This is a genomic window from Agrobacterium sp. V1 (genome assembly GCF_030518355.1).
Taxonomy (GTDB): domain Bacteria; phylum Pseudomonadota; class Alphaproteobacteria; order Rhizobiales; family Rhizobiaceae; genus Agrobacterium; species Agrobacterium cucumeris.
This window is the reverse complement of the sequence record NZ_JAULSF010000003.1, coordinates 82,015-105,951: the sequence shown is the minus strand read 5'-3', so window position 1 is coordinate 105,951 and position 23,937 is coordinate 82,015. Positions and strand designations below refer to the sequence as shown.

General features: G+C 55.7%; 20 protein-coding genes, 3 pseudogenes and 1 other annotated feature. Of the genes and pseudogenes, 16 read left to right on the top strand and 7 right to left on the bottom strand.

Going from position 1 to position 23,937, the window contains the following annotated elements:
- Positions 1-200 precede the first annotated feature (200 nt).
- Entirely contained in the window at positions 201-1,415 is a 1,215-nt protein-coding gene (repC, locus tag QSV77_RS24030; protein WP_302735380.1) for a plasmid replication protein RepC, read from the top strand.
- Between the two features lie 67 nt (positions 1,416-1,482).
- Here repC and QSV77_RS24025 read toward each other — a convergent pair.
- The 3 genes and pseudogenes from QSV77_RS24025 to QSV77_RS24015 form a co-directional block, all read right to left on the bottom strand.
- A pseudogene (locus QSV77_RS24025) lies at positions 1,483-1,692 on the bottom strand (nucleotidyltransferase); the annotation flags it as partial.
- 309 nt (positions 1,693-2,001) lie between these two features.
- Positions 2,002-5,601: an ATP-binding protein gene (locus QSV77_RS24020; protein WP_302735379.1), complete on the bottom strand. Its 3,600-nt coding sequence runs from the start codon at positions 5,599-5,601 to the stop codon at positions 2,002-2,004.
- Between the two features lie 213 nt (positions 5,602-5,814).
- Positions 5,815-6,966: an RHE_PE00001 family protein gene (locus QSV77_RS24015; RefSeq protein WP_302735378.1), complete on the bottom strand. Its 1,152-nt coding sequence runs from the start codon at positions 6,964-6,966 to the stop codon at positions 5,815-5,817.
- Between the two features lie 300 nt (positions 6,967-7,266).
- Here QSV77_RS24015 and QSV77_RS25845 point away from each other — a divergent pair, with 300 nt between their 5' ends.
- The 4 genes from QSV77_RS25845 (at position 7,267) to QSV77_RS23995 (ending at position 9,524) form a co-directional block, all read left to right on the top strand.
- Positions 7,267-7,440 (top strand): hypothetical protein, encoded by a 174-nt coding sequence (locus tag QSV77_RS25845; protein WP_368045864.1) that lies wholly within the window; start codon positions 7,267-7,269, stop codon positions 7,438-7,440.
- Positions 7,440-8,597 (top strand): site-specific integrase, encoded by a 1,158-nt coding sequence (locus QSV77_RS24005; protein ID WP_302735377.1) that lies wholly within the window; start codon positions 7,440-7,442, stop codon positions 8,595-8,597. The genes QSV77_RS25845 and QSV77_RS24005 overlap by 1 nt, the downstream gene beginning before the upstream one ends.
- A gap of 215 nt (positions 8,598-8,812) precedes the next feature.
- Positions 8,813-9,088: an AAA family ATPase gene (locus tag QSV77_RS24000; RefSeq protein ID WP_368045868.1), complete on the top strand. Its 276-nt coding sequence runs from the start codon at positions 8,813-8,815 to the stop codon at positions 9,086-9,088.
- Positions 9,089-9,134: 46 nt separating this feature from the next.
- The gene (locus QSV77_RS23995; protein WP_302735376.1) at positions 9,135-9,524 is read left to right on the top strand and encodes a DUF4143 domain-containing protein; all 390 of its coding nucleotides are present in this window, start codon (positions 9,135-9,137) and stop codon (positions 9,522-9,524) included.
- A gap of 1,509 nt (positions 9,525-11,033) precedes the next feature.
- Here QSV77_RS23995 and QSV77_RS23990 read toward each other — a convergent pair.
- Positions 11,034-11,921: an NmrA/HSCARG family protein gene (locus tag QSV77_RS23990; protein WP_302735375.1), complete on the bottom strand. Its 888-nt coding sequence runs from the start codon at positions 11,919-11,921 to the stop codon at positions 11,034-11,036.
- Positions 11,922-12,019: 98 nt separating this feature from the next.
- On the opposite strand from QSV77_RS23990, the gene QSV77_RS23985 reads away from it, so the two are divergent.
- Positions 12,020-12,424, top strand: coding sequence for a helix-turn-helix domain-containing protein (locus QSV77_RS23985; protein ID WP_302735374.1), 405 nt, complete (start codon positions 12,020-12,022; stop codon positions 12,422-12,424).
- Positions 12,425-12,706: 282 nt separating this feature from the next.
- Here QSV77_RS23985 and QSV77_RS23980 read toward each other — a convergent pair.
- Positions 12,707-12,991: pseudogene (locus QSV77_RS23980) on the bottom strand (DUF5054 domain-containing protein); the annotation flags it as partial.
- A 104-nt stretch (positions 12,992-13,095) separates the two neighbouring features.
- On the opposite strand from QSV77_RS23980, the gene QSV77_RS23975 reads away from it, so the two are divergent.
- From QSV77_RS23975 to QSV77_RS23960, 4 genes and pseudogenes are all read left to right on the top strand, one after another.
- Positions 13,096-13,296, top strand: coding sequence for a type II toxin-antitoxin system VapB family antitoxin (locus tag QSV77_RS23975; RefSeq protein ID WP_302735373.1), 201 nt, complete (start codon positions 13,096-13,098; stop codon positions 13,294-13,296).
- A pseudogene (locus tag QSV77_RS23970) lies at positions 13,293-13,657 on the top strand (type II toxin-antitoxin system VapC family toxin). Before QSV77_RS23975 ends, QSV77_RS23970 begins: the two are co-directional and overlap by 4 nt.
- 521 nt (positions 13,658-14,178) lie before the next feature.
- The gene (locus QSV77_RS23965) at positions 14,179-15,105 is read left to right on the top strand and encodes an alpha/beta hydrolase (protein ID WP_302735372.1); all 927 of its coding nucleotides are present in this window, start codon (positions 14,179-14,181) and stop codon (positions 15,103-15,105) included.
- Positions 15,106-15,209: 104 nt separating this feature from the next.
- A complete protein-coding gene (locus QSV77_RS23960) occupies positions 15,210-15,533 on the top strand; it encodes a hypothetical protein (RefSeq protein ID WP_302735371.1) in 324 nt (107 codons plus the stop codon).
- Between the two features lie 121 nt (positions 15,534-15,654).
- Here QSV77_RS23960 and QSV77_RS23955 read toward each other — a convergent pair whose 3' ends face one another.
- Positions 15,655-16,308 (bottom strand): TetR family transcriptional regulator, encoded by a 654-nt coding sequence (locus QSV77_RS23955; protein ID WP_302735370.1) that lies wholly within the window; start codon positions 16,306-16,308, stop codon positions 15,655-15,657.
- Between the two features lie 91 nt (positions 16,309-16,399).
- Between QSV77_RS23955 and QSV77_RS23950 the strand changes: the two genes are divergently transcribed.
- From QSV77_RS23950 to QSV77_RS23935, 5 genes are all read left to right on the top strand, one after another.
- The gene (locus QSV77_RS23950) at positions 16,400-17,053 is read left to right on the top strand and encodes an O-methyltransferase (RefSeq protein ID WP_302735369.1); all 654 of its coding nucleotides are present in this window, start codon (positions 16,400-16,402) and stop codon (positions 17,051-17,053) included.
- 55 nt (positions 17,054-17,108) lie between these two features.
- On the top strand, positions 17,109-17,990 hold the full coding sequence (locus QSV77_RS23945; RefSeq protein WP_302735368.1) for an NAD(P)H-binding protein: 882 nt from the start codon (positions 17,109-17,111) through the stop codon (positions 17,988-17,990).
- Positions 17,991-18,048: 58 nt separating this feature from the next.
- Entirely contained in the window at positions 18,049-18,276 is a 228-nt protein-coding gene (locus QSV77_RS25840; protein WP_368045863.1) for a darcynin family protein, read from the top strand.
- A 159-nt stretch (positions 18,277-18,435) separates the two neighbouring features.
- Positions 18,436-19,623, top strand: a complete 1,188-nt coding sequence (locus tag QSV77_RS23940) for an MFS transporter (protein WP_302735367.1) — start codon at positions 18,436-18,438, stop codon at positions 19,621-19,623.
- 71 nt (positions 19,624-19,694) lie between these two features.
- A protein-coding gene (locus QSV77_RS23935; protein ID WP_302735366.1) for an IS3 family transposase occupies positions 19,695-20,926 on the top strand; the annotation gives its coding sequence in 2 pieces (ribosomal slippage) (positions 19,695-19,986 and positions 19,986-20,926; 1,233 coding nt in all).
- Positions 19,979-20,095: a sequence feature (AL1L pseudoknot), on the top strand. It overlaps the preceding gene by 117 nt.
- Positions 20,927-21,058: 132 nt before the next feature.
- On the opposite strand, the gene QSV77_RS23930 is transcribed toward QSV77_RS23935, so the two are convergent.
- On the bottom strand, positions 21,059-21,769 hold the full coding sequence (locus tag QSV77_RS23930; RefSeq protein ID WP_302735532.1) for a GntR family transcriptional regulator: 711 nt from the start codon (positions 21,767-21,769) through the stop codon (positions 21,059-21,061).
- A 171-nt stretch (positions 21,770-21,940) separates the two neighbouring features.
- Here QSV77_RS23930 and QSV77_RS23925 point away from each other — a divergent pair, with 171 nt between their 5' ends.
- A complete protein-coding gene (locus tag QSV77_RS23925; protein WP_302735365.1) occupies positions 21,941-23,881 on the top strand; it encodes an ABC transporter substrate-binding protein in 1,941 nt (646 codons plus the stop codon).
- Positions 23,882-23,937 lie beyond the last annotated feature (56 nt).

Here is a 23,937-nt window from a genome sequence, read left to right as displayed (position 1 = left end):
ACCGAAGCCGTCAAGCAGACTTCGAACAATTCTACGGAAGGAAAACGCGCAAAAGAAAAAGGCCCCCGAAACGTTGCCGTCATGGAAGCCCTTCTCGTCGTGTGAGAACTAGAGAATCGCATTTCCATGAATCCCAGTCAAGAGTGTTTGGCACCCTTTTGGTGAGCGTTGTTCTTTTGCCCTTTTAAAGAGGCGATGACATGGAAGGTGGACAAGTGACGACGCCCTTTGGGCGGCGGCCGGTAACTCTTGCGCTTGTGAAGCGGCAGATTGCCACGAGCAGGATCAAGGAAGGAAAGTCGGCAGACAAATGGAAAGTCTTCCGAGATGCGTCGGAGGCGCGAGAGGTGCTCGGTCTGCAGGACCGCAGCCTTGCGGTGCTTGATGCGCTTTTGAGCTTCTATCCGGAGAATGAACTGCGCCAGGAGGCCCAGTTGATCGTTTTCCCGTCAAACATCCAGCTTTCAAACCGGGCGCATGGCATTGCGGGTGCGACCCTGCGCCGGCATCTTGCTCTCCTGGTCGAGGCGGGGCTGATCATTCGCAAGGATAGCGCAAACGGCAAGCGTTATGCTCGAAAGGATGATGAGGGATCTATCGAACACGCTTTCGGCTTTGACGTATCGCCACTGCTGATGCGTGCCGAGGAACTGGCATGCCTTGCCCAGCAGGTTTCTGCCGACCGGATTGCATACCGCAGGGCAAAGGAGAACCTGACGATTTGCCGGCGGGATATCCGCAAGCTCATCACGGCAGCCGTTGAAGAAGGCGCAGCAGGTGATTGGAACGCGGTAGAAGAGCGGTATCTGGCGCTTGTCAGAAGGATTCCGCGAACCCCAATCTTGGACGATCTGAAGCATTTGGGTCTTGAGATGGAAATCTTGCGACAGGACATCCTCAAGCTCCTGAATTTCGATGATTTTTCTTCAAAAATGATCAGCAATGATGCCCAAATTGAGCGTCACATACAGAATTCAAATACCTACCCCCCTAATGAACTTGAACCTAGCTCTGAAAAGGAGCTGGGGGCGAAGCCGAGCGAAAATAGGCAGGCTGAACATGTGCCTGTTAAGGCTTTTCCGATTGGTCTCGTGTTGCGGGCCTGCCCGGAGATTTCGAACTACGGACCAGAGGGGCAAATCACAACCTGGCGCGAATTGATGACGGCCGCGGTGGTTGTCCGGTCGATGCTGGGGGTCAGTCCGTCGGCCTATCAGGAAGCGTGTGAAGTGATGGGGCCGGAAAACGCAGCGGTGACGATAGCCTGTATTCTTGAGCGCGGTGGTCATATCAATTCGGCCGGCGGCTATCTGAGAGATCTTACCAACCGCGCAAAGCGGGGCGAGTTTTCGCTGGGACCGGTGCTTATGGCACTATTGCGGGCAGCCGGGCATGCGGTGAAAGCAACCGGGTGATGTTAAGGTATTTCTTAGTGCGAGGGGCAGCCTTCTTTTGAAAACAGCAGTGCTCAGGCTGACTTTTCTACGATTTGTCGGAAGCTGCTTCCTTTTCCAGTCGTTTCAGGTGGTCTTCACATACGGTTTTCACAAGCTGAAGCAGGTGAACCGTTCGTTCGACGAGCCAGGTCAACGCTTCGTCGCTGATTTCGAAATGCTTGGAATAGCGGGCTTTGACATAGGCTTCGTTGACAGTGTTGAACCAGGAGCGTTGGCGATGATGATCGCGGGGAAAGACGAGCCATTTGCTCGTCCGTCAGCCTTAACCGCGTCCGCTTTTGGGAAGACTGGCTCCTCCCTGAGTGGCGGAAAGGAGGGCGCAAAGCAGCCAGGTCCGGCACTTCGCTCCAATGTTGGTTCAAACTTCAGGCCACATTCTAGGAAATCAGATTCGTTGGCTTGACGGGATCTGAACTCGGCGCTCCATTTCAAACTCGTTCGATAACAGCCAGCGGCCTTATGGCTGCGGCGACCAACCCCTGCAGCCGGAAGGCCTCGGAGCATTTCAGGGGTCACGAGCACTATCCCGACTTGCGCCAGATATTCACTTCCTAAATAAGTTCATACGTATGTCATTGTCGAAGAACCCGCCCTGCTTCCACGACGAAATGAACCCTCGACTCTTCAACCACGTAGCAAATTTCAGGTTCGCTTCGTTGCCTTGAAGCTTCGGCGTTACCCATCCCGGCTTGATCTCGGGTAGTGGGTCCGGAAGCGCTTTCAATATCTCCCGCACCTGGTCGTCATCGAATTTCTCATGAAGCATATTGAACAACAGTATCTGGGTCTCGAAAGGGTGGGATTTCAGGATAACCTCACGGGCGGCGTCCATTCCCAAGTTCTCCGTAACAATTCCAGTGCGAGACAGAATCTTTCCAATAAGCGCTGCACGGGCTGGTGCTCCAGCCAGTAAACTCAGGTTCATCGCGCGAATTATTTTTAGTCGACTTTCGTCGGTCAGGTTTGATTCTAACAACTTTTCTCGGAAGTTGTCCTCCAGTTCGCACTCGTCCTCGACCTTAAAGAATTCGTCGATGTTGTTCGCCGCGAATTTGACGCCCAACGAAAGGTCGTTGCCGAGATGGGAGAGATTCTTGGCTGAAAAGCTTACGCGTTTGCAATCAACCAAGATTCCTGTCTTTTCCGCGCCAAGATGTTTTGGGAATGCGCTGAAGGTCCTCGGGAGAGCCCCGACGTAAGAGGCATAAGCTTGCGCGCTCAGATGATCATTCTCGATGATGAAGTTGCGCAACGGGCGCGCCTGGTCCCCATCTGGAACCTCGTGATCCGCAAGCGCTGCCAACGTGGCGGGTCTGTTTAAGAATTGCGTGAGGATATCTGCGTCGAAGCTTTCGCTACCGAGGAAAGACAGGCAATTGCCCCAGGTCGGCTCGATCTTCTCGATCCTGAAAAGCACCGCATGGAGATTCGGGGGAACCTGATCCAATATCGGTAGTAAAACCGCCTGCTTTTCAAGGAAGGCTACCACCGGCTCATGATCGACATCTTCTCGACCAATGACACCTAGAATGGCCGAAACGCTTTCAAAGCGATTGTCCGGCAGACGAAGGAGAACATTTTCCAGATAGTTACCGAAATGGCCGTTTACCTTAGCTAGAAGCGGCCCGCTGTCTGCCTCAAGCATCAGGGTATAGCTCTGCTCCCGTGCCCTGGCATCAGCCTTAATACCGAGGACGGTTCGGAATATGAAATCTAGGTTTTCGATGGATAGCTCATAGAGCCCCCGGTCGAATATCACGCGTATGAAACCGGGATGACGGTCTATCGCAGACAGATCGGTGGCTTCAATTCCGAGAAGCTCTAACCGTTCAGGGGGAAAATCGATCCCGAGAGCCAAAACGTCGGGCAGCTTCGTAGACACAAATTCAGCCAGCGCTGGATTTTTGCCAGCGATACTCTTTAAATTGGTTTCAGTCAGATGGGTTATGATGCGGGCCACATGTGTAAGGTTGGCGGAGCTCTTTATCGCAGCCGTCACGAAATCTGGCCACGATCGCGTGAGCCTCGTGATCAGCGTTGGCACCCCGCGCCCGCGGCTATAGTAGGCCGCAAAAAAATCCCCGCAGTCGTCAAAATCGGATGCGATGAATCCGAGCAGCTTTTTTGTTTGCGTCTCATACAACAATGGATCAGAAAGCAGGCAGTCGACGACCTCAACGTTAAGCACGTAGTTCCGGCTGAAGTCCTCGTCGCGCATTGCGGCAATGACTTCCTTAGGGTTATCAATCTGAAAATCAGGATCCGGATTACTGAAGCTACGAATCCGGATCAGAAACTTATTGTCGCTCGGCGAAAGGCGTCCCGAGTGGAATAACGACGTATATTGGTAGTAGGTATCGTCCAAGAATCCTTCGAGAACTAGAAACCGAGCCAATTCGGAGCGATCCCCAAAAACTCCAAAAATGTCATCCAGTTCGTCCAAACTCTCCCGAACTATTTCATTAAATTTTGCCATCCGAACATTAGCAAGCTTGGCCCGTAGATCCTGAAGCTTCTTGGACGCGGCGCTCCTAAATGACGCGGCTTTATTTTCGACATCTTTCTTTCGCTGCTGAAATGTCCTATTCGGATTCACGTCGTTCTGGAAACCAGACAGCGATACTTTCTGCTGGTATCCGCTTGGATTTCTAACGAAAACTTGGTTCGCATTAAGGAAATCCTCAAGTCGCTCGTGTTTGACCAAATCAGCTACTGGAATGTAGTTGCTTTGATCTGACGAGATACTTCCATAGTTCGCAGGAAGCTGCTCTATTAAAGCCATCGCATAAATCCTGCGTAATTCGTTCAGGTCGGCTGGCAGTTGTTTTTCGCTCACGTCCACGAGTTTCTCAATCTCGGAGATCTCAGCGGCATAGCGGGCTTCGCTAGCAGCGATGTAGCGATCGTGCCTATGAAGAACTTGTGCAAGGTTGCCTTTGCCGCGGTGGAGTTTCTCAAAATCACTGGGGAACACGTTCTTGTAAATCAAGACTGCTAGCAGCTTGTTCGCGTTTAGATTGACTTCGTCATCTGTCTCGAGGCTGGCTGCGTATATTGCATATTCGTTGAATATGTTTTGAATTAATCTGAGATCATCTAGGTATCTCGAAACTTCCCGCAGAAATTGTTTGTCTAGCCTGCTGTCGAGCGACAGCCGCTTGCCCTGCTCCAATACCATATCGATAGAATTCGAACTGTTGATGATAGGTATGACAGGAATTATGAATTCGAAGAACTTTGTTCTATCCGTATTGACGAATATGTCATCACGAAGAGCGTAAAGGAAACGGACTTTTCTCTTCTTGCCTAAATTGGTATTTACCAGGCTGTTGATCTCGCGAAGAGTAACGAAAATATCGGCATTGTTAAATCTATCGAGATCTTCGATGACCACGAGGTCATATTTCGTCGACTGGAAAAAGTATATTATCTCGTCCATGTGACGATTTAGAATTGATTCCTCACTCGCCGCCTTAGAGGTGATTTCGATATCCTTGAGCGAGATGCTTTTGAGTGAAATCCCGAAACTCGCGACGTAGATATGGTGGAAGACAAGCCATATAAACGCTCCGCCAACCGCAAAGGTTGCCAGATTAAACCAGTTAGTCAAATCAAACGGGCGGAAGTAGTCGCCGGCTATGATTGCGTCGCGCTTCTGTATCAGGTGCCAGCAAGCGAACACGCCTAGGACGATGAAAAGTGAAGCAACAATCGACCATCGGCCAGGCGACTGGATACGCTTGAACCTAGACAGCGGCAGCCGGTTCGCGTCGGCGCCGTAGAGCATTTGTTGGAGTATGCTTCGTTCAATCTCCTGTTTGCTCACTCCGCCGCCCGTGGTTACGGCTTCGGGCAGAAATGCCGCGAGGGAGATCTGCAGAACCGGGCGCCTGTAGAGCTTTAGGAACGACTTAATTATACTGCTCTTCCCGGACCCGTACGGTCCAGTGAGAGCGATATTCATCACACGAGGATTCTCGGTCGCCTCGATCAAGGCGCTTGAATACACACCGGCCGGATCTGCTTTATCGGTTGGAGCAAGATCAACGAACCTTGGTATGTCACCTTGGTCGTTACGGTGTCGAGTAAATCTCGATGTGATCGCAGCGAGTGTCCTTGCAAATTTTATAAGATAACCAACCAAGCTCTTAAGGCTCCCAGTTCTCAAAGAGAGTATTCGCAAGATGCCGCGCGAATGAATATCAATAATTTATTTAAAGTTGCGGGAAAAGCAGCATTTTTTCCAGTGATGCCATTCTTGTTGATGGCCCTCGAAGTTTCCAACGGCGTCCGAGCAACGGATACGAAATATCCTCAAGAATGGAGCCAACGGATCAAACGCAGCAAGGGACACCTTTCAAATAATCCCCCATGCCCGAAACCTCCCCCTCCCCGTCATCTCCCGCAGACCCAGCTCTAAAACAATCCGCCGCGCCGCCTGCGGCGTCACCTCGAGCGTTTTCGCTACCATGTTTGCCGACACCAACGGTTTTGCCATCACTAGCTCAACCAGCGCCGGCAATTTTGAGGAGGTCCGTCGCCCGTCCAGCTTTCGCTCCATCATCGTCTTCGCCAGCGTCAGCCGGTCATGCTCCTTAAGCCCGATCTCGGCCGCCGCGAGAAATCCGTGGGCGATGGCGAGCAGGCGAGTCTTGCGATCGCGGCTCCGGCGCCGATCGACGGGGATGGTTTTGAGACCCAGATTGATGGCGGCGAGGTGGGCACCGGTGGTGATGCCGGCTTCCCGTAGGATCGACACAGCCAACAGCCGGCCAAGCCAGGGGGCGTGCTGCAGGACTTGCAAAGAATTCCAGGCATCGAGGGCGACGATCGCCTGCAGCATCACGGGCAGATCTTCGGCCTGGCGCAGCACGCCGCGCCACTCCTCCAACCGGGCATCCTCGTCCCAGTCGAGATCATAGACGAGAGCGTCTCGCTTGCGGTTATCGGCCACCGTCCGACCGGGCCGCTTCGCCTGTTCGATCGCTGCCTCGGATCGAGCGAGCAGCGCATCGATGGCGGCATAATCAACGCCGGGCAGATCTTTGGCGTCAAACCCTACGTCCCCCTCCCCTTCCCGCTCGACGATACTTGCGGGCCAGACACCGCTATCATCCGCGGTGCTGTCAGGACCGCCTGATGGTCCAGACCACGCCTGGGTCTGTCGCAAGGTCCGGAGACCGTCGAGCGATAGTGCCCAGTCGGGCGACTGACCGGCAATGCGCCGGCGCGTGCGGAGAACGTCGCGGGCGATAGTGAGTTCGTGGGTGGGGGTGCGGGTATCGCGAAAGGCGTCGTGGAGGACGAGGTCTTCGAGATGCACCAATTCACCGTCGATCCAGAGGGAGGCACAGGCGTCGGCGAAATTTTGCCTCTCGAGGAAGCCGGCGCCGACGGTCGAGCGGGCAATGCGCTCATCGAGACGGGCCAGCGCGACACCGGCGTCAAAAGCCGGCCGCATCAGGTCACTCATGCTGATTTCCGAAAAATCGTAAGCCATTGAAATCATGGTAAATGATTTACTAAAGGAACTCTAGTTAAATATTAGAGTTCTTCACATGGTACCGTTTTAGGTTGGACTATCTACCATCGATAAGTATCCCTTATCGATGGTAGATCGACAAAGCCAGCAAATCCAGCTAATCTGGGCCAAGTCACACTCAGCTAAGGCTCTGAAACATGGAAGATCACGTCCGCTTCGCCCTCGAAAAGCTGCTCAACGTCGCCCACCAGGATACCGGCCAAGGGTGGGCGCGTCGCCAACTTTTTGCTCGCCTAGTGGAATCTCGCCTGGTGGAATTTTGAGGTTTTGGGCGGTTTCGATCTGACCGATCTCGCCAATGTCGATCGCGAGGTCGCCGACGGCATGGCGACGGTTTTTACCTTTCTCGCCCGTGAAGACGATCTCGTTCACTCCGACGCCTACAAGCCGGAGATCATTCAAATCATTCGCCGCTGGCGACCAAATGTCGAGATCGATTGATGTCCAAGTCGCGCAAACCAACTTCCCTCTCCGACATCGAACGGCGCGCCGTCGAGCTCGACACCATCGCTTCGGTGCTGCCACTCGAGCGTCGCGACGAACTTGCCGAACTGCTGACCGACCAGGACGTCGAAACGCTAAAACATCTCGTCAACCAGGGCATGGGCGACAACACGCTGCGGGCGCTGACCTCCGATCTGGCGTATATCGAAGCCTGGGGATTGGCGGCGACCAAAAAATCCCTGCCCTGGCCGGCGCCCGAGGCGCTGCTGCTGAAATTCGTCGCCCATCATCTGTGGGATCCGGAAAAACGCCAGAACGATCCTGATCACGGCATGCCTGCCGATGTCGATCAACTGTTGCGAGATCAGAGCTTTTTGAAATCCACGGGCCCGCACGCACCCGACACCGTGCGGCGCCGGCTGGCCAGTTGGTCGACGCTAACAAAATGGCGCGGCCTCGACGGCGCATTCGCCTCCCCTGCCCTCAAGCAGGCGATCCGGCTGGCGGTGCGTGCCGTCCCCAGGCCGCGTCGTCGCAAAAGTGCCAAGGCGGTCACCGGCGATATTTTGGCCAAGCTGCTGGCGACCTGTGAAAGCGAAAGTCTGCGCGATCTGCGCGACCGGGCGATCCTGATGGTCGCCTTCGCCTCCGGCGGCCGCCGCCGCAGCGAAATCGCCGGATTGCGGAAGGAGCAACTGAGCATCGAGGCGCTGATTGAAGTCGAAGATGGCCCTCCCCTCCCCTCCCTTGCCATTCACCTCGGCCGGACCAAGACGACCTCGGGCGAAGAGGACGACATCGTCTATCTCACCGGCCGGCCGGTCATGGCGCTGAATGCCTGGATGTCAGCTGCAAAAATTGAGAGCGGCAGCGTGTTCCGGGGGATTGGTCGCTGGGGGACGGTCTCACGGCGGGCGCTCGATCCGCAGTCCATCAATGCGATCATCAAGCAGCGCGTGGAGATGGCTGGTCTCGAGCCTGGAGAATTTTCTGCGCACGGGCTGCGCTCGGGTTATCTCACTGAAGCCGCCAACCGCGGCATTCCCCTGCCCGAAGTTATGGAGCAGTCGCGTCATCGGTCGGTGCAGCAGGCTTCCGACTATTATAACAATGCGGCACGGCGTAGCGGGAGAGCGGCACGCCTATTTACATAGTAGGAATATCCCTGCAATTCTGGAGAAGATATCCATAAATGCAAGGATGATCAGAAGAAGAATTGAAGCCAGGCTCCTCGAACTCATTGATGGCAGCCCGGCAGTCGCCCTGCTCGGGCCTCGTCAGGTTGGCAAAACGACCTTGGCTATAGATAGCAGCAAAAGCCGCCCTTCTCTTCTACCTGGATCTCTAATCAGACGCAGACGGGGCCAAGCTGTCCGAACCGGAACTCTATCTAGCGGGTCATGATGACAAACTGGTTATCCTTGACGAGGTTCATCGCCTGCCAGATCTGTTCCAAGTCATGCGTGGCTTGATTGATCGCAACCGCAGGCTCGGACGGCGCGCCGGCCAGTTCTTGTTGCTCGGCTCGGCCTCCATCGATCTTCTCAAACAGTCAGGCGAAACGCTGGCCGGTCGCATTGCCTACCTTGAATACAGCCCCGTCGATGGATTGGAAGTATCCCCAGATACTCTCGCTATGCTTTGACTGCGGGGCGGCCTTCCCGATAGTTGCGCCCAGTGACCACGGGAGCATGCGCTGGAGACAGGACTTCATTCGCACTTATCTCGAACAAGATATTCCATTATTGGGACCGCGCATTACCGCTGAGACATTGCGACGGTTCTGGAGCATGCTGGCACACCACCAGTCCGAGCTTCATAACGCAGCCGAACTCGCCCGCTCCCTTGGGGTCGATGGAAAAACCGTTGCGTCCTGTCTCCATCTTCTCGTGGACCTGCTTGTGGTACGCCGCCTCGAACCCTCGCACGCTAACGTCGGTAGGCAGTTGGTCAAATCACCGAAGGTCTATGTGAGGGATAGCGGTATCGCGCAAGCACTTCTTGGACTTGCAAGCGCCGAACAACTCCTCGGCCATCCGATTGTCGGCGCGAGCGGGGAGGGATTCGTGATCGAAACATGATGGCCGCATCGCCTGACGGTACAGCAGCCAACTTCTACAGAACCTCTGCTGGCGCCGAAATCGATCTTCTACTCACCCCTTCAGGCCTAAAGCCTTGGGTGTTTGTTTCGTTCTCATCGGCGAGCACCGCCAACGCTTGGGCGCTATCGAGACGGTCCGTGCCCTGCGCGGCCAGACCAAGCCAGGCCATGAATAAACTCAAGCTTGATCGCAGGAAGGCCGGTGATTTGGGCGCCATTTCTCGCGGCGCGGACTTGTATCGCCGCTCTAAACTGCGCTTGGCAAGGATCGTTTGTCCTTCTCTTTCCTATTGAAAAAATGCCGCTTTCGACGCGTTGGTCAGAACCAATTTTAGTACGAATGCCTGTCTGGTATCAAATTTTTTGGGTACGGATTGGTTCGTGGGAAGAGCGTCTGGTGTTTCATTGAGCTGCGGAACTGGTCGAGCCAGCAATTGCAATCAACGACTGGCACCCCTCCCCTGTCTTACCATCTCTCCGCACCACACAACTCGACGGGCGGTGTGGTGAGAGAAGCCCTTTGTCTCACTTACCGCCGTCTCGGTGGGCATTGTGCCCGGTTCTTACTCACGACGGATGCCCTCGGGTACGTCGTGGTGCAGGGGAAATCGTTCGCATGGAACCGCAAAATGTTAGGTGGCTGGCACGCCTATTGCCGGAAAGCGGATGTGCGACTGGCGAGGAGTGTCGACCGTCGTTGCAGGTGGTGCCTAAACCTTGGATACGATCTTTCTCTCCCGCACAGCCAGACCTTGTCAGCTGACAAGGTTTGTGTGCGACTATTTTTCCAACGATTGGAAAAGATCCATCGCAGCGGATCGTAGGACTTGACGGACGTCGAAGTCATACCCGATGAGTAAGTTTAGACGTGAGAATAGAACTCGAGCCGGGTTTGGGCGGTTCCCGTTTCGATGTCCAGAACCTTGTCAGCTGACAAGGTTTTATCCCCGATCCGCAAAAGTTCGATATCCCGACTGGCACCACTCAACCGTTGAAGACCACGCCACGGCGGCGCCCCGCGCAACGGCGCCACGATAATTCCCGGTGGAACATCGCGCCCCACACGTGTCGACTGCGGGGGAGGTCAGTGTCGCGGAAATCCAGTTAGGATGCCGCGGGCTAGGAAGAATCGTCACAAAACTCAATGACGCCAAGGATTATGTCTGCTGGATGTTTAGCAATGGTTGCCGGTTATTACGACAACAGTCGCGGGGCGTAGGTCAATATCGGAGTTGAAGCTCCAGGCAAAAATACAGCTTTCGATTTTGGGACGATGATTTCATTTGCGAACAGGGGAGGGGCCTCTCCTGATTAGATCCTTGTATTGTGATGGCAATCCACCATCAGGAGCCAAATATTGCAATGCCTATTCAGCTGAGAAGGCGGGCAGGGCTAACGCGAAGCCCACCGAGGAACGGCAGGCGAAAGTGGCTTTTACAGCACGGACAGCCTGCCCGTCACACGAGCAAACGCATGTGTGGAAGCTGGCTCACGAGACTGATGCTGACAAGGCTGTATCTAGCGACCTGCGCCCATTACCAGCAAGCCAGGACGCGAAAGTCAGCAGGTCGGGGTTGATTTCGCGCATGAGTTTCAGATCGACCTGCTCGGCGAGCGGTCCGTCTACCAGGCTCTCCGCCATATGTGCGAGATCAGCGTTTGCAGCCAGAACATCGTCTGGAAACCGTTCATAGGTTACCGGCCGGCCGGCTGCTTCGCTGAAGGCGAACTCGAGTTCACGCCCGGTCAGGCGGTCGCTCGCGACCTTAAACGTTGTGCCGCCAAAGCGGGACTTGTCGGCAAACACGGCAGCAACAAACCTGCCGATGTCTTCCACGGCAGTTAGCTGAATGGAATGGTCCGGCCGGATCAGGGATATCAACCGGCCCTCATCCAGACCGAAACCGGGTCGCACCAGCATTTCCATGAAAATCATCGGCCGGATGATGGTCGTAGTCATGTCGAGCTGTCGAATATGGGCTTCGATACGAGGCTTGGCGTCGAAACGCGGAACGCCTGTCAGTTCATTCCCCACACTGGCGCCCGATGAATAAACAAAATGGTTGATACCGGTTTCGGCAGCGATATCCGCAATCGATATACCATGACTGACTTCGTCTTCGGCAGCCAGGTTGGCGGGCAGTACGCTAAAGACGCCGTAAGCGTCTTTCATCGCTGTGCGGATGACATCGGTCTCTTCAAATGAACCCTGCACAAGCTCGATGTCCGCATTCCGCAATTGCAGAGATGCAGCTTTGGTGGAATCCTGAACGAGTGCGCGAACAGGCCATCCCGCCTTCAACAAGGCTTTGGCGACGGATCCTCCCTGCCTTCCGGTAGCGCCGAAAACCAGAATGGGGTGCTTGCTATTGGTCACTTGAAGCCCTCGCGTTAAACAAGGACCATCTATATATATGAATGTAGTTTCGCCGGAAGACGGCACATTCTTTAGCATCAGGCACAAGGACGGTACCCTTGGACGAACAGATCGATGCCGGCACATCGCGCGGATCAGAAAACGACAGACACTTCAGGCCCATACCGCCAAACGGGGTCTGCGGCCTGCTGAGTGACAAATGGACAGTGCCGGTTCTTTGGCGTCTTTCGCTCGCTGCGGATCATCGGCTCCGCTTTTCAGCCTTGAGAAAAGAGGTCGGCGAAATCACCCAGCGCATGCTGACGCTCACCCTGCGCAATCTCGAGCGTGACGGATTCGTTATACGCCACTATTTCCCTGAAGTGCCGCCGCGTGTCGAGTACGAGCTAACAGAGATCGGCCACGGAGCTTTGCGCGCCCTTGAGGGATTTAACTTCTGGGTCCACGACAATCTGAACGTCATCAAGGCGCGCCGGCGCGCTTACGACCAAGGGGAGTTGTAAACCCAAAGCCAACTAGTCGAGAAAGAACCTTTCCGTCGTGGAGGGCCTCCTGGTCAGCCTCGAGGTGCACCCATATGATGAATTCGCGGCAAGCTATACGGGTTAATTGCGAGCAGAATTGGCCCGGAGTGGAACTCCGATCAGCACATCAATTGATTGCAGGACATGCGCGCTCGCATGGACTGATAATGGTTGTCGATAATCGCTATGAATTTGATCGCGTGGTGCAAGAATCTATGCGAAGTCGGTCGGCATCCCTGCGTCTGCGAGGGGTGGGGGAGTTCAGATGCAAATGCGTAGTTTGAACCGGGCCAGTATATTGCCTTCACACCACATCGGAAAATTGGTGCCCCACTTATTATTGTGCAAATTGAAGCGGATGCCGTCGGCGAAGCTCGGGCGTTCCCGGCAGAACGCCATGAAATCCCAGCTTGCGGGTGCAACGAGTGGCGTATCCAGGGGCTCGATGGTATAATGCGTCCCGTCCGGCAATACTGCGCGAGCAGCGGTGACCGCCTGGAGCTGAGCGCCACCGTTCTCGGCAGTATTCTCCGCCTTGTAGGGGATCGAACCAGCGACCCGCGATAGGCATGGTGGCAATGGCCAGATGGAGGGGCGTAGATTATCGCACCAATTGGTGCTATGAGCGTATCAACATCTGGGAGCTAGCTATGCGATCAACTATCAGTCTTGACGACAATCTCATAGAACGGGCCAAGTCCCTTACAGGCACAAAGGAAACGGCGGCTCTTGTGCGTCAAGCACTCGAGACTTTGGTACGAGTCGAATCCGGCAAACGGCTGATCGCCCTTGGGGGCACTATGCCCGAGGCGGAGGTAGCGCCTCGCCGCCGGAGCGAAGTGGGCAAGTGATCCTTGTCGATAGCTCAATCTGGATTGATCATTTTCGACACGGCGACTCGGAGATGATCGGTTACTTTGCCACGCTTTCATTGTCGGCGAACTGGCCCTAGGCAGTCTGCGAGATCGGGATGCGGTATTAGCATTTCTTGCAGCTCAGCGTGAGGCAGTGGTCGCGACCCATGCAGAGGTAATGACCGTCATTGATGGCTATTCAATATTCAGCATGGGGATCGGCTATACTGATACACATCTGTTGACTTCAACCCTCCTCGATCGACGATCAAGCTTGTGGACGAGGGATAAACGCCTGGCGGCTGCGGCTCAGAAGGTTGGCGCGGCGCTTTATCCTTCCGCGAATATTCCTCACTAGACATCCAGCGAGGAGCTTTCGAGCGCTGATAGCTGCTCCTGATGGGAATCGAACGAGCAACGATCAATTTCCAAATCGACTCGCTCTTGAATCGCCGACTCCGTAGTTCGTTGGGTTTTGTCGGCAGCACCTTCCCGATCCGGGCAACAGTTTGGTTGCCGGAGTGGCCTGCTTGAGGCCGGTCGCAGACTATCCGGTCCTGGAAGCCGAGGTGAGGTTGCTGCCATAGAGCGCGGGCACCTCCATGACCACTTCCGACGCCGTTGCGGCCGTTCGATGACAGGAGACGAAGACGACTAAAGCGGCCCATCTAGGGCCCCTTCAACTTGAACAATTTCTGCCACAGGTTTCGGGATTTTTTTGCGACAACTTACAAATTGCCCCCTGAAAGCCGAAACCACCAATCTCAGCCGTCACGTTTCGTTAAGTACGAATCCATTCGATAAAATTTTAGTCTTAATGCCGCGCGGGTACGCCATTAGTGGTCGACACCATAGTAATCTCAAGCGCGGAGACTTCACATGCGACGATGTTTTTTGAATATCTTGCGAATAGCTGTCATCGCCGGCTTCAGCGTTCCTAGCGCTCCGACGCACACGTACGCTCAGTCGACCCCAAAAGCTCAGTTAGGAGAGGGGCGTGCATACGAGATCATCGATAGCGAAGTCTGGGATGTGCCCGATCCGGTTTCCGGTCGCACTTACCAAGTCTTCGTCGCTTTACCACCGTCCTATGCGAAGGAACCTCAGCGGCGCTATCCGGTGCTTTACGTCACCGATGCTGACTACGCTTTCCCGATCATCCGACAAATCGGCCGCCGTCTGAACGTCGAAGGGCCCCGGATCGAGGAGTTCCTTCTCGTCGGTTTGTCTTATGGAAAGGGTGAGGACGGCAAGGTCAGCCGTCAGCGCGACTACACTCCCACGGCAAACGGTCCAAAGAGCGCACCGGCTGGTGCGATCCATGGGCACGGACGGGCCTATCAGCGGTACTTGGGTGAACAGGTGAAACCATTTATCGCTGCCCGCTATCGGACCGATCCCGCCAGGTCGCTCTTCCTTGGCCACTCCTACGGTGCTTTGCTTGGCGCACAGATCCTGTTTACCGAACCTGGCTTGTTTAGCGGCTATATCCTCGGTAGCCCCTCTCTCTGGTATGACAAGCGCCACACCTTAAAGCTCGAAACGGATTACGCCGCGCAGAACAAGGACCTGCCGGCAAAGGTCTATCTTTATGTCGGCAGCTATGAGGCGCAGCGCAAAGGCGACCGTCGCTACAACCAGACGGTAGATATGGTCGCCGACAACCGGGCTTTGGAAGCAGCGTTGCAGAGCCGAAAGTATCCGAACCTGCAATTGAAGTCTGCAGTCTTGGACGACGAGGATCACCTCACCGTCGCACCACGTGGCTTCACGCAGGGCTTGGAGTACCTTCTGAGAGTGCACTGACAAATCGCATCGAAAACTGGAACGAAGCTGTCGCACAATTCCCCAGTTTTGCGAGCAGGCCAGTCGCGCTGGATTTTCAGTAGAATTTCCGTCGCAAAGGTCAGGTGCAAAAGTCAGTCCTATGCGGCCGACCTGCCGCCTCCGGCGCCGGTCTGTCAAAGACCTTCCTGCCAAAGCTGTTGGCCGCAGAAGGCGATAGCCTGCTCCTCGCCCTGCCGACGCTCGCTACGGCCGAATATGGCGCGCCGCCGACCGTCTCGATGCGGATGGCACAGGATCAGGATGCATTGCTGCTGACATTCGTCCTGCATGAAAAACCTGCCAACCGCATGCCCGAGGCAAGTTTCCTGTCGTTTACTCCGAAGGGTGATATCGCCTGGAACCTCAAGAAGATGGGCCTTTGGCACAAGGCGGGAGAACGGTCATAAAGCTTGCCGCTTCCCCGACATTTAATTTCCGCTCATAGTTTCCGGACAGTCGCCGCCTTGGATCGGGTGGCGTGCGAACTGAATATCTTCGGCGTCAGGCTATCGGTCGCTTTTCGGACATTTAAACGATCTTACGCATACTCGTACGGCCCTCTACATTTTGAAGATATGCGCAAAGCATGTCGGACATTTGATCCACAAAAGCCTCGATCTCAGCGTTAGTCCGCGATGTCTCCGAAAGCTCCTTTCCAACAGACGTAATTGTCATGGTGATCAGTTCACCTGAAAGCTGTCGCACTTTCTCTGAACTATTTGGAAGCACCTCGCGCATAAATGCTTCGATGATGCGATCGCCTTCATCATGGATCTCCTGTGCCTCCGGGGCATCCCGATAGAGTGGCGCCGCGTCGTCGAGTGCCACCCTCAGCGGCGCTTCGTCAAACTCCGATCGGATGAAGGTGTCTACGAGGTGGCGAAGCCGCGCAAGGGGCGGGCTTGAGCTGTCGCTTAGGATCATCCGCCATTGCTCCGTGGTCTGCTTCCACTCGTCGCTTTGCAGTCGGAAAAGGATAGATGCCTTGTTTGGAAAGTATTGGTAAAGCGACCCAACGCTCACTCCGGCCCTCGCAGCCACTCGTGCAGTTGTGAATCGCTGAGCGCCTTCTTCCGCCAGAACGCGAATAGCGGCCTCCAAGATCGTTGATACGAGAACGTTCGATCGCGCCTGTTTGGGGCTCTTTCGTGAGGAAATATAAGGCTTTGGGCGGTCAACCATCGAGGTTCATTCCAACGCGAATTGAGAAATGCGACGAATTAGTCATATTTTGTCTGCAACGAAAACGCAACTCGCTAACGATTGGACTGCAATGACTACTTTGGAAAATAAGAGCGTAGCTGCCTTGCTTGACCGCCTCTTTGCGGAAGCCGAGAAGGCGACCAGCCCGGCCACGAATAGGCTTTCACGTAGCGAGCGAGACCGTCTTCTAAGCAGCAAGAAGGAATACCTGGAGCTTTACACGCTCATGAAAGATCTTTGGCTTCCGGTTTCGCGTGAGACCGGCACGCTCCTTTACTTGCTGGCGCGCAGTTCCAGTGCAAAGACCATTGTCGAATTCGGTACGTCTTTCGGTATTTCCGCATTGTATCTGGCGGCTGCCCTCCGCGACAACGGCGGCGGGCACCTAATCACCAGCGAGTTCGAGCCGTCCAAAGTGTTGGGAGCGACCCGGCACCTTACCGAAGGCGGACTGATTGATCTCGTCGAAATCCGGGAAGGTGATGCGCTCAGGACCTTGAGTGTGGACCTTCCTGAATCAATCGATCTCCTCCTGCTGGACGGGGCGAAGTCACTGTATCCGGAAATACTGGATCTGGTGGAACCAAGTCTGCGGCCTGGTGCGCTGATTGTCGCTGACAACGCCAACTACTGCCCGGAATATCTGGCGCGCGTGCGCTCGAAGGGCGGTCCTTACCTCTCGGTACCGTTTGCCGAGGACATCGAACTGTCGATCCATCTCTGAGATAGCCGGCATACCGGCCAATTGACCATCCCTACAAATCAGAAGGAAACCATCCGTGATCGTTATCACCGCTCCAACCAGCCAGATCGGCAGCAAGGTTGTCGACGCTCTTGTGAAAACGGACGAGCCCTTGCGCCTGATCGTCCGTGACGCCACGCGGTTCGGCAGCGCCGTCCGCGAGCGCGTAGAGATCATCGAGGGGTCACATGGCGACGCCTCGGTCGTCGATCGTGGCTTTGAGGGCGCAGATGCCGTCTTCTGGCTGGCCCCGCCGCCGTGGAAGCAGACGCTGAAGCAGGCATACGTTGACTTTTCAGGTCCTGCTGCAACTGCAATCCGCCGTCACAACGTGGCCCGTGTCCTTTCCATTACGGCGCTTGGTCGCCGGACAGCCTGGCAGGATCGCGCTGGTGCCGTTACAGCCTCCATTGAGATGGACAACCTTCTGATGGAAACCGGGGCTGCGTTTCGGGCCTTGGCGATGCCGTCGTTCATGGAGAACACTGCCAGACAGGCGGCGGTCATGAAGGACAAGGGAATGTTCTTTGGCCCCATTCGCGGCGACCAGAAGCTACGGTTTACCGCAACAAGCGACATGGCAGCCGCTGCGGTACGTTTCCTTTCGGATCCCTCCTGGACCGGACAAAAGGAAGCGCCGGTGTTGGGCCCTGAGGACCTGTCCTTCGATGATCAGGCGGCGATCATCTCGGAAGTGACAGGCCGCCCGATGCGTTACCAGCAGATCTCGTACGAGCAGTTCAAGCAGCAATTTCTCGATCGAGGCACGAGCGAGTCAGTCGCCCAAGGCTATGTCGACATGTATCGCGCCAAGGACGAAGGGATCGACAACGTCGCGGAAGGCACTTCGAAAAACACGGGCTCGACCAGTTTCCGCGCTTTCTGCGAGCGGTATCTGAGGCCAATCCTGGCCGCTTGAAATACGACCTTACAACGAATCCGATGACCTTCTTCTGTCTCATCAAGACGATGCCGGAGTGGCTTGCCTTGCCTCCCCATGGCGACGATGGCAATTTGCCTTCGGCAAACAGGTTCTCGATCCAATCCTGGCTCGCTACACGGCGGCCCGGATGGCTTTCTACGACTCCGGCGCATTCACGGCCGACTGTACCGACGTCATGGTTTGGACCGTAACAAGCCTGGACGACTACAATGGCGCGGTCAACGATTCGCGTGAGACGAAGTTCGGAGCCTCTATTTTATGATCGAGAACGAGTACGCGAAGCAATACAACGCCCCCATTCTCGGTCAAGGATACTCAACCGGTATAGTCAAACTCACTTGCAGGTCGGCTCCTGGCCGGCGGTAGCCGTAAGCGTTCACGTCAACCAACGCACTTTTATACTCAAAATGGAGTGCGTCCCATGACGTCATCACAGCAACCCGACCTGGCCATGCGCCGTGTAATCGGTCTGACAGCCTCTCTTTTTCTATCCTATCTTACCGTCGCCATGTCATTGCCGGCAGTGCCAGTCCATGTCGTGGAAACCCTTGGCTTCGGTAACGCGTGGGGTGGCCTCGCGGTGGGGATCGCTTTCCTTTCAACAATCCTGACACGGGGGCGCGCCGGTGTCTGGTCCGACAGGGTTGGTGGGAAACTCACGATGGAGCGTGGCCTGTTGGTCTACGCTGCGTCTGGTGTGATCTGCCTGGCCGCAGCCCTGCCGGGATTATCTGCTTCAGCAAGCTACATCGTGCTCATCGCCGGCAGACTGCTGCTCGGACTCGGCGAAAGCGTCGCATTGGTGGGAATGATGAGCTGGGCGATTGGCCTCATGGGGCCCGCTCGTTCCGGCAGGGTTATTTCTCTCGTCGGTATGGGCATGTACGGAGCATTTGCCGCAGGCGGACCCCTCGGGTTGGCGCTTCTTGAACAAACCGGATTTGTCGGGCTGATGGTTGCCTGCACAGTCCTTCCCCTCATTGGTCTAGTTGCGATCCATTGGCTTCCCGCCGTTCAGCCTCATGTCGGGCCTAGAGAATCCATCTGGAGAGTTGTGGGGCGCATCTGGCGTCTGGGCGCAGCCGTCGGATTGCAGGGTATTGGTTTTGCCGCATTGGGCGCGTTCTTCCCGCTGTATTTTCTCCGCCAGGGCTGGTCACATGCAGGACTGGGCCTGAGTTTCTTCGGTGTGGGCTTTGTTGCGATGCGCTTGATTTGCGGTCACTTGCCTGACCGGATCGGGGGTAGGCGCATCGCGGTTCTTTCGCTTATCGTGGAAGCATGTGGACAGTTTTTGATATGGCTTGCGCCTGGACCATACGCGGCACTTGCCGGCGCGTTCCTGACGGGTATTGGCTGTTCAATGGTGTTTCCATCGATGGGAGCTGAGGTGGTAAAGCGTATCCCCCCACATCTGCGGGGAATTGCAATCGGCGGGTTTGCCGCTTTCCAGGATCTCGCATATGGGGCCACCGGCCCGATCGCTGGCGTATTGGCCGATCACGCAGGTTATCCGTCAGTCTTTTTGGTTGGCGGCATTGCTGCGACTCTCGGTCTTTGTATGGCGATGTCATCCAGCTCCAGGATGTCGAGTGACGTCGACAATTAAGGCAAGCCACAGGAGGCGACTTGAACCGCCCCGGGTTTGCCGGAGACCCCAACTCGTGAGAAGTAGGGTCTATGACGAGCAAAACGACGAACAAATTTTCTCCTGAAGTCCGCGCCCGCGCCGTTCGAATGGTGACGGAGCATGAAGCCGAACATCCCTCCCGCTGGGCGGCGGTATCATCGATAGCGGCCAAGATCGGTTGCTCTGCGCATACGCTGCATGAATGGGTGAAGAAGGCCGAGGTCGACAGCTGTAAGCGTGCAGGTTTGCCAAGTGACGTGGCGGAGAAAATGAAGGCTCTGGAACGGGAGAACCGTGAACTTCGTCAAGCGAATGAGATTCTACGCAAAGCCTCGGCGTATTTTGCCCAAGCGGAGCTCGACCGCCCACTGAAGCGATGATTTCCTCCATCGACGAACACCGCTCGGTGCTCGGCGTCGAGCCGATCTGCAGACTGCTGCCGATTGCCCCGTCCACCTATTATGAGGTCGTCGCCAAGCGCACGGACGTGGGTCGGCTATCGGCCCGCGAACGCAATGATATTGCCATGAAAGTCGAGATACGCCGGGTGTTCAACCAGAACTTCCAGGTCTATGGCGTGCGGAAAGTGTGGCGACAGTTGCAGCGAGAAGGCTTCGATATCGCTCGCTGCACCGTTGCAAGGGTCATGAGAATGATGGGTCTTCAAGGCATCATTCGTGGCAAGCCCATCAAAACCACCGTATCGGACAAGTCTGCCCCGTGTCCGCTCGACCGCGTCAATCGCCACTTCAAGGCTCCCGCGCCGAATATGCTCTGGCTTTCTGATTTCACCTATGTCGCGACCTGGCAGGGCTTCGTCTACGTGGCCTTTGTTATCGATGCCTTCGCCCACCGTATCGTTGGCTGGCGGGCCAGTCGAACGGCGCACGCGGGCTTCGTCCTCGATGCTCTCGACCAGGCAATCCATGATCGGCGGCCCGTCAAGCGTGGCGGGCTGGTTCATCATTCCGACCGCGGCTCGCAATACGTGTCCATTCGCTATTCCGAACGGCTGGCAGAGGCGGGCATCGAGCCGTCTATCGGAAGCGTTGGCGACAGTTACGACAACGCTCTCGCCGAAACGATCAACGGTCTTTACAAGGCCGAGGTCATCCATCGGCGAGGACCATGGCGCAACTTCGAAGCTGTGGAGTTCGCCACACTGGGATGGGTCGATTGGTTCAACCACCGCCGTCTTCTGGAGCCCATCGGAAACATTCCGCCCGCCGAGGCCGAAGAACGATACTACGCCATGCTGGACGCGCCAGCCATGGCGGCATAACTTAAACCATACGGTCTCCGGTAAAGCCGGTGCGGTTCATGGCGTTCTTGCGGGTGTGCTTTTGAGTGAAATGGAGTTTTCAGAAAAGGTGATCAGCATCGTCACGACACATGCGACGGATGCGCCGTCGGATTATGGCGTATCGGATTTGGTATGACGCGAGACGCGCATATGCTCAATGATGTGCGCGCCCGAACCGGAGACATGTTTGGCGATGGCAGCCGATGCAGCCTCCGCATCATGAACCTTCAGGCAACGCAACAATTCCTTATGTTCGTTCATAACATCCCGCTGACGCTTCACAGAGGTGGAAAACTGGCGGCTGATCGCCCCTAGAATCTGGCGGTGACGCACCCAAAGATCGACAGCGTGCCGGTTATAATGTCGATCATACATGAGCTGATGGAATTGCAGATCGAGGTCTGAGTGCCTGGCTTCATCCGCAAAGTCGAGCTCCTCGATCCGTTGCTGCAAGTCCTCGAGCGCATCGATGTCCGCCCTGGTGGCAATTCCCACAAACCAGCGCGTCAAAGCCGGCTCAATCAAAACCTCGATCTCGCAGATGTCGCGCACGAAGTCCTCGTCTATCGGGCGCACGCGCGCGCCACGGTTGGGCGCCATGACGACGAAGCCTTCGCCGCGCAATTGCTGCAGGGCTTCGCGGACCGGATTGGTCGAGGTGCCCATTCGGTTCGCGAGGTCCGTGACCTTCAACCGCTCATTTGCCTTCAGGCGCCCGTGAATAATGTCGTCGCGCAGGCGCTCATAGACCGAAAATTCGGCCTCATCGCCCGCTGTCTCGGGATCCGGGGTGTGTGACGAAAGCTTTGTTATGGTGCTCATAAGGTTGCATTTAAGGTATTTTCCTCCCCTTTGCCAATAGGAAAACATCCTGTTCATACATTTATGTTGACAAATAATGTACGATCTGGAAGTTTTTGTGCGCAAGACGGCGAGGAGACGCCGTTTTCAGGGAGGATGCCGGTGGTGGAGCCGGCAATCGGAGGAGAAAAAATGAATTACCGGTTCACACCGCGTCGCTTTGGCCTGTCAGGCGCGCTACTTACGACTGCACTTCTTTGCGGAACGGCCCCCTTATGGGCTGCCGATTACAAGCAGGCACCTGCGCTTGATGAGCAGGTGAAAGGCGGCAAACTGCCGGCCGTCACCGAGCGTCTGCCAGAGACGCCATTCGTCGAAACCATGGTGGATGGTGTCGGCAAATATGGCGGCACGCTGCGCACGACCATTCTCGCCAATGGCGACCAGTACAACCTGACGCGCACCATTGCCAACGAGCTGCTGGTTCGCTGGGATCCGCAGTGGAAGAAGATCATGCCGTCCCTTGCGGAGGAGTTCAAAGCATCGGACGATGCGACGACCTACACATTCAAGCTCCGCAAGGGCCTGAAGTGGAGCGATGGCCAGCCCTTCACGGCCGATGACATCATGTTCTGGTATGAAGATGTCTTCATGAACCCGGCGCTGTCTCCGGCAAAGAACCCGACCTTCACGGTGGGCGGAAAGCCGGTGAAGGTCACGAAGATCGATGATCTCACCGTCGAGTTCAAGTTCGAGTCGCCCTATGGCCTGTTTCTGCAACAGCTAGCCTACGGTCAGGGGCATCTGCCGGTCATTTACCCCAAGCACTATCTCAGCCAGTTTCATGAGAAGTACAACAAGGATGGCATTCCAGCCATTCTGAAGTCCAACCCGGCTGCGGGCGACTGGGTCGCACTGTTCAACTCCAAGGTTTCGCTGACCTTCCAGCCCGCTTATTGGCAGAATCTCGAGCTGCCGACGATGAACCCGTGGGTGCTGACGGTGCCTTACGCGGATCAGGACCGCGTGGTTGCCACACGTAACCCGTATTACTGGAAGGTCGATACCGCCGGCAATCAGCTTCCCTATATCGACACGATCACCTGGGCCAAGCTCGACGATCCGCAGTTGATGGCGCTGAAGATGACGTCTGGCGAGTTCGATTTCGCGTTCCGCCACATCAACAACGCGACATTCAAGTCGGTTCTGTTCGATGGGCAGGAGACGGGCAATTACAAGTTCGTGGATGTGAAGGATCTGCCGGCAAACGATGCCACCATTCTGCTGAACCTGAATTCCACCGATCCGGTCAAACGCAAGATTTTCCAGAATAAGGATTTTCGTATTGCGCTAAGCCAGGCCATCAACCGTCAGGAAATCATCGATCTGGTCTATGTGGGGCAGGGCACACCCGCGCAGGTGGCGGTGCAGCCCGAACACGAGCTCTACAACGAGCGCGAGGCGACGCAGTACACGCAGTTCGACCCCAAACTCTCGGCCGAGATGCTCGACAAGATATTGCCGAAGAAGGATGCGGAAGGTTTCCGCCTGGATGAAACCGGCAAGCGGCTGACGATCAACTTCATGGTGGCGGATGTCTTCGGTCTGTCCTACCCCGATGTCATGCAGATGGTTCAGCAATACGCCAAGGATGTCGGCATCGATATCCAGCTCAGAACCACGGACCGGGCGCGATTGAACACCATGTGGTCGGCGAACGAGCAGGACGCCTATATCTGGAACTGCGTCGGCGGCCTTTCCGAGGTCTATACCGACCCGCGCTGCTACATGCCATTCCAGAAGGCGGATATCTTCTTCGCCATGAAGTGGAGTGAATGGTACGCCAACCACGCCACCGGCGAGGAGCCTCCGGCCGAGATCAAGGCGCTGATGGCTTCCTACGATAAGGTCAACGCGGCCGTGACGGATGATAATCGTCGCGACAAGATGAAAGCGTTCCTTGAGCTTTCAGCCGATAACTTCCTCAATATCGGTATTTCCCGGCCCAAGCCGAAATACATGATGACATCGAAGAACCTGAAGAATGTGGTGAACGGCATCCCGATCACCGGCAATCTCTGGCATCCTGCGCCGACGCTGACGCAGTGGTATTTCGACAAGCCTGCTCAATAAGGCTCTTCCCGCCGGCAGTGGCGTAAATGCCGCTGCCGGTCCCTTCGATCCATTTC

Bases quoted from the DNA above. Each gene is read 5' to 3' on its own strand.
- QSV77_RS24015 (WP_302735378.1), bottom strand. From the start codon at position 6,966: ATGATTTCAATGGCTTACGATTTTTCGGAAATCAGCATGAGTGACCTG.
- QSV77_RS23940 (WP_302735367.1), top strand. From the start codon at position 18,436: ATGACGTCATCACAGCAACCCGACCTGGCCATGCGCCGTGTAATCGGT.
- QSV77_RS23975 (WP_302735373.1), top strand. From the start codon at position 13,096: ATGCGATCAACTATCAGTCTTGACGACAATCTCATAGAACGGGCCAAG.
- repC (WP_302735380.1), top strand. From the start codon at position 201: ATGGAAGGTGGACAAGTGACGACGCCCTTTGGGCGGCGGCCGGTAACT.
- QSV77_RS23995 (WP_302735376.1), top strand. From the start codon at position 9,135: ATGCGCTGGAGACAGGACTTCATTCGCACTTATCTCGAACAAGATATT.
- QSV77_RS24005 (WP_302735377.1), top strand. From the start codon at position 7,440: ATGTCCAAGTCGCGCAAACCAACTTCCCTCTCCGACATCGAACGGCGC.
- QSV77_RS23930 (WP_302735532.1), bottom strand. From the start codon at position 21,769: ATGAGCACCATAACAAAGCTTTCGTCACACACCCCGGATCCCGAGACA.
- QSV77_RS23950 (WP_302735369.1), top strand. From the start codon at position 16,400: ATGACTACTTTGGAAAATAAGAGCGTAGCTGCCTTGCTTGACCGCCTC.
- QSV77_RS23965 (WP_302735372.1), top strand. From the start codon at position 14,179: ATGCGACGATGTTTTTTGAATATCTTGCGAATAGCTGTCATCGCCGGC.
- QSV77_RS23925 (WP_302735365.1), top strand. From the start codon at position 21,941: ATGAATTACCGGTTCACACCGCGTCGCTTTGGCCTGTCAGGCGCGCTA.
- QSV77_RS23955 (WP_302735370.1), bottom strand. From the start codon at position 16,308: ATGGTTGACCGCCCAAAGCCTTATATTTCCTCACGAAAGAGCCCCAAA.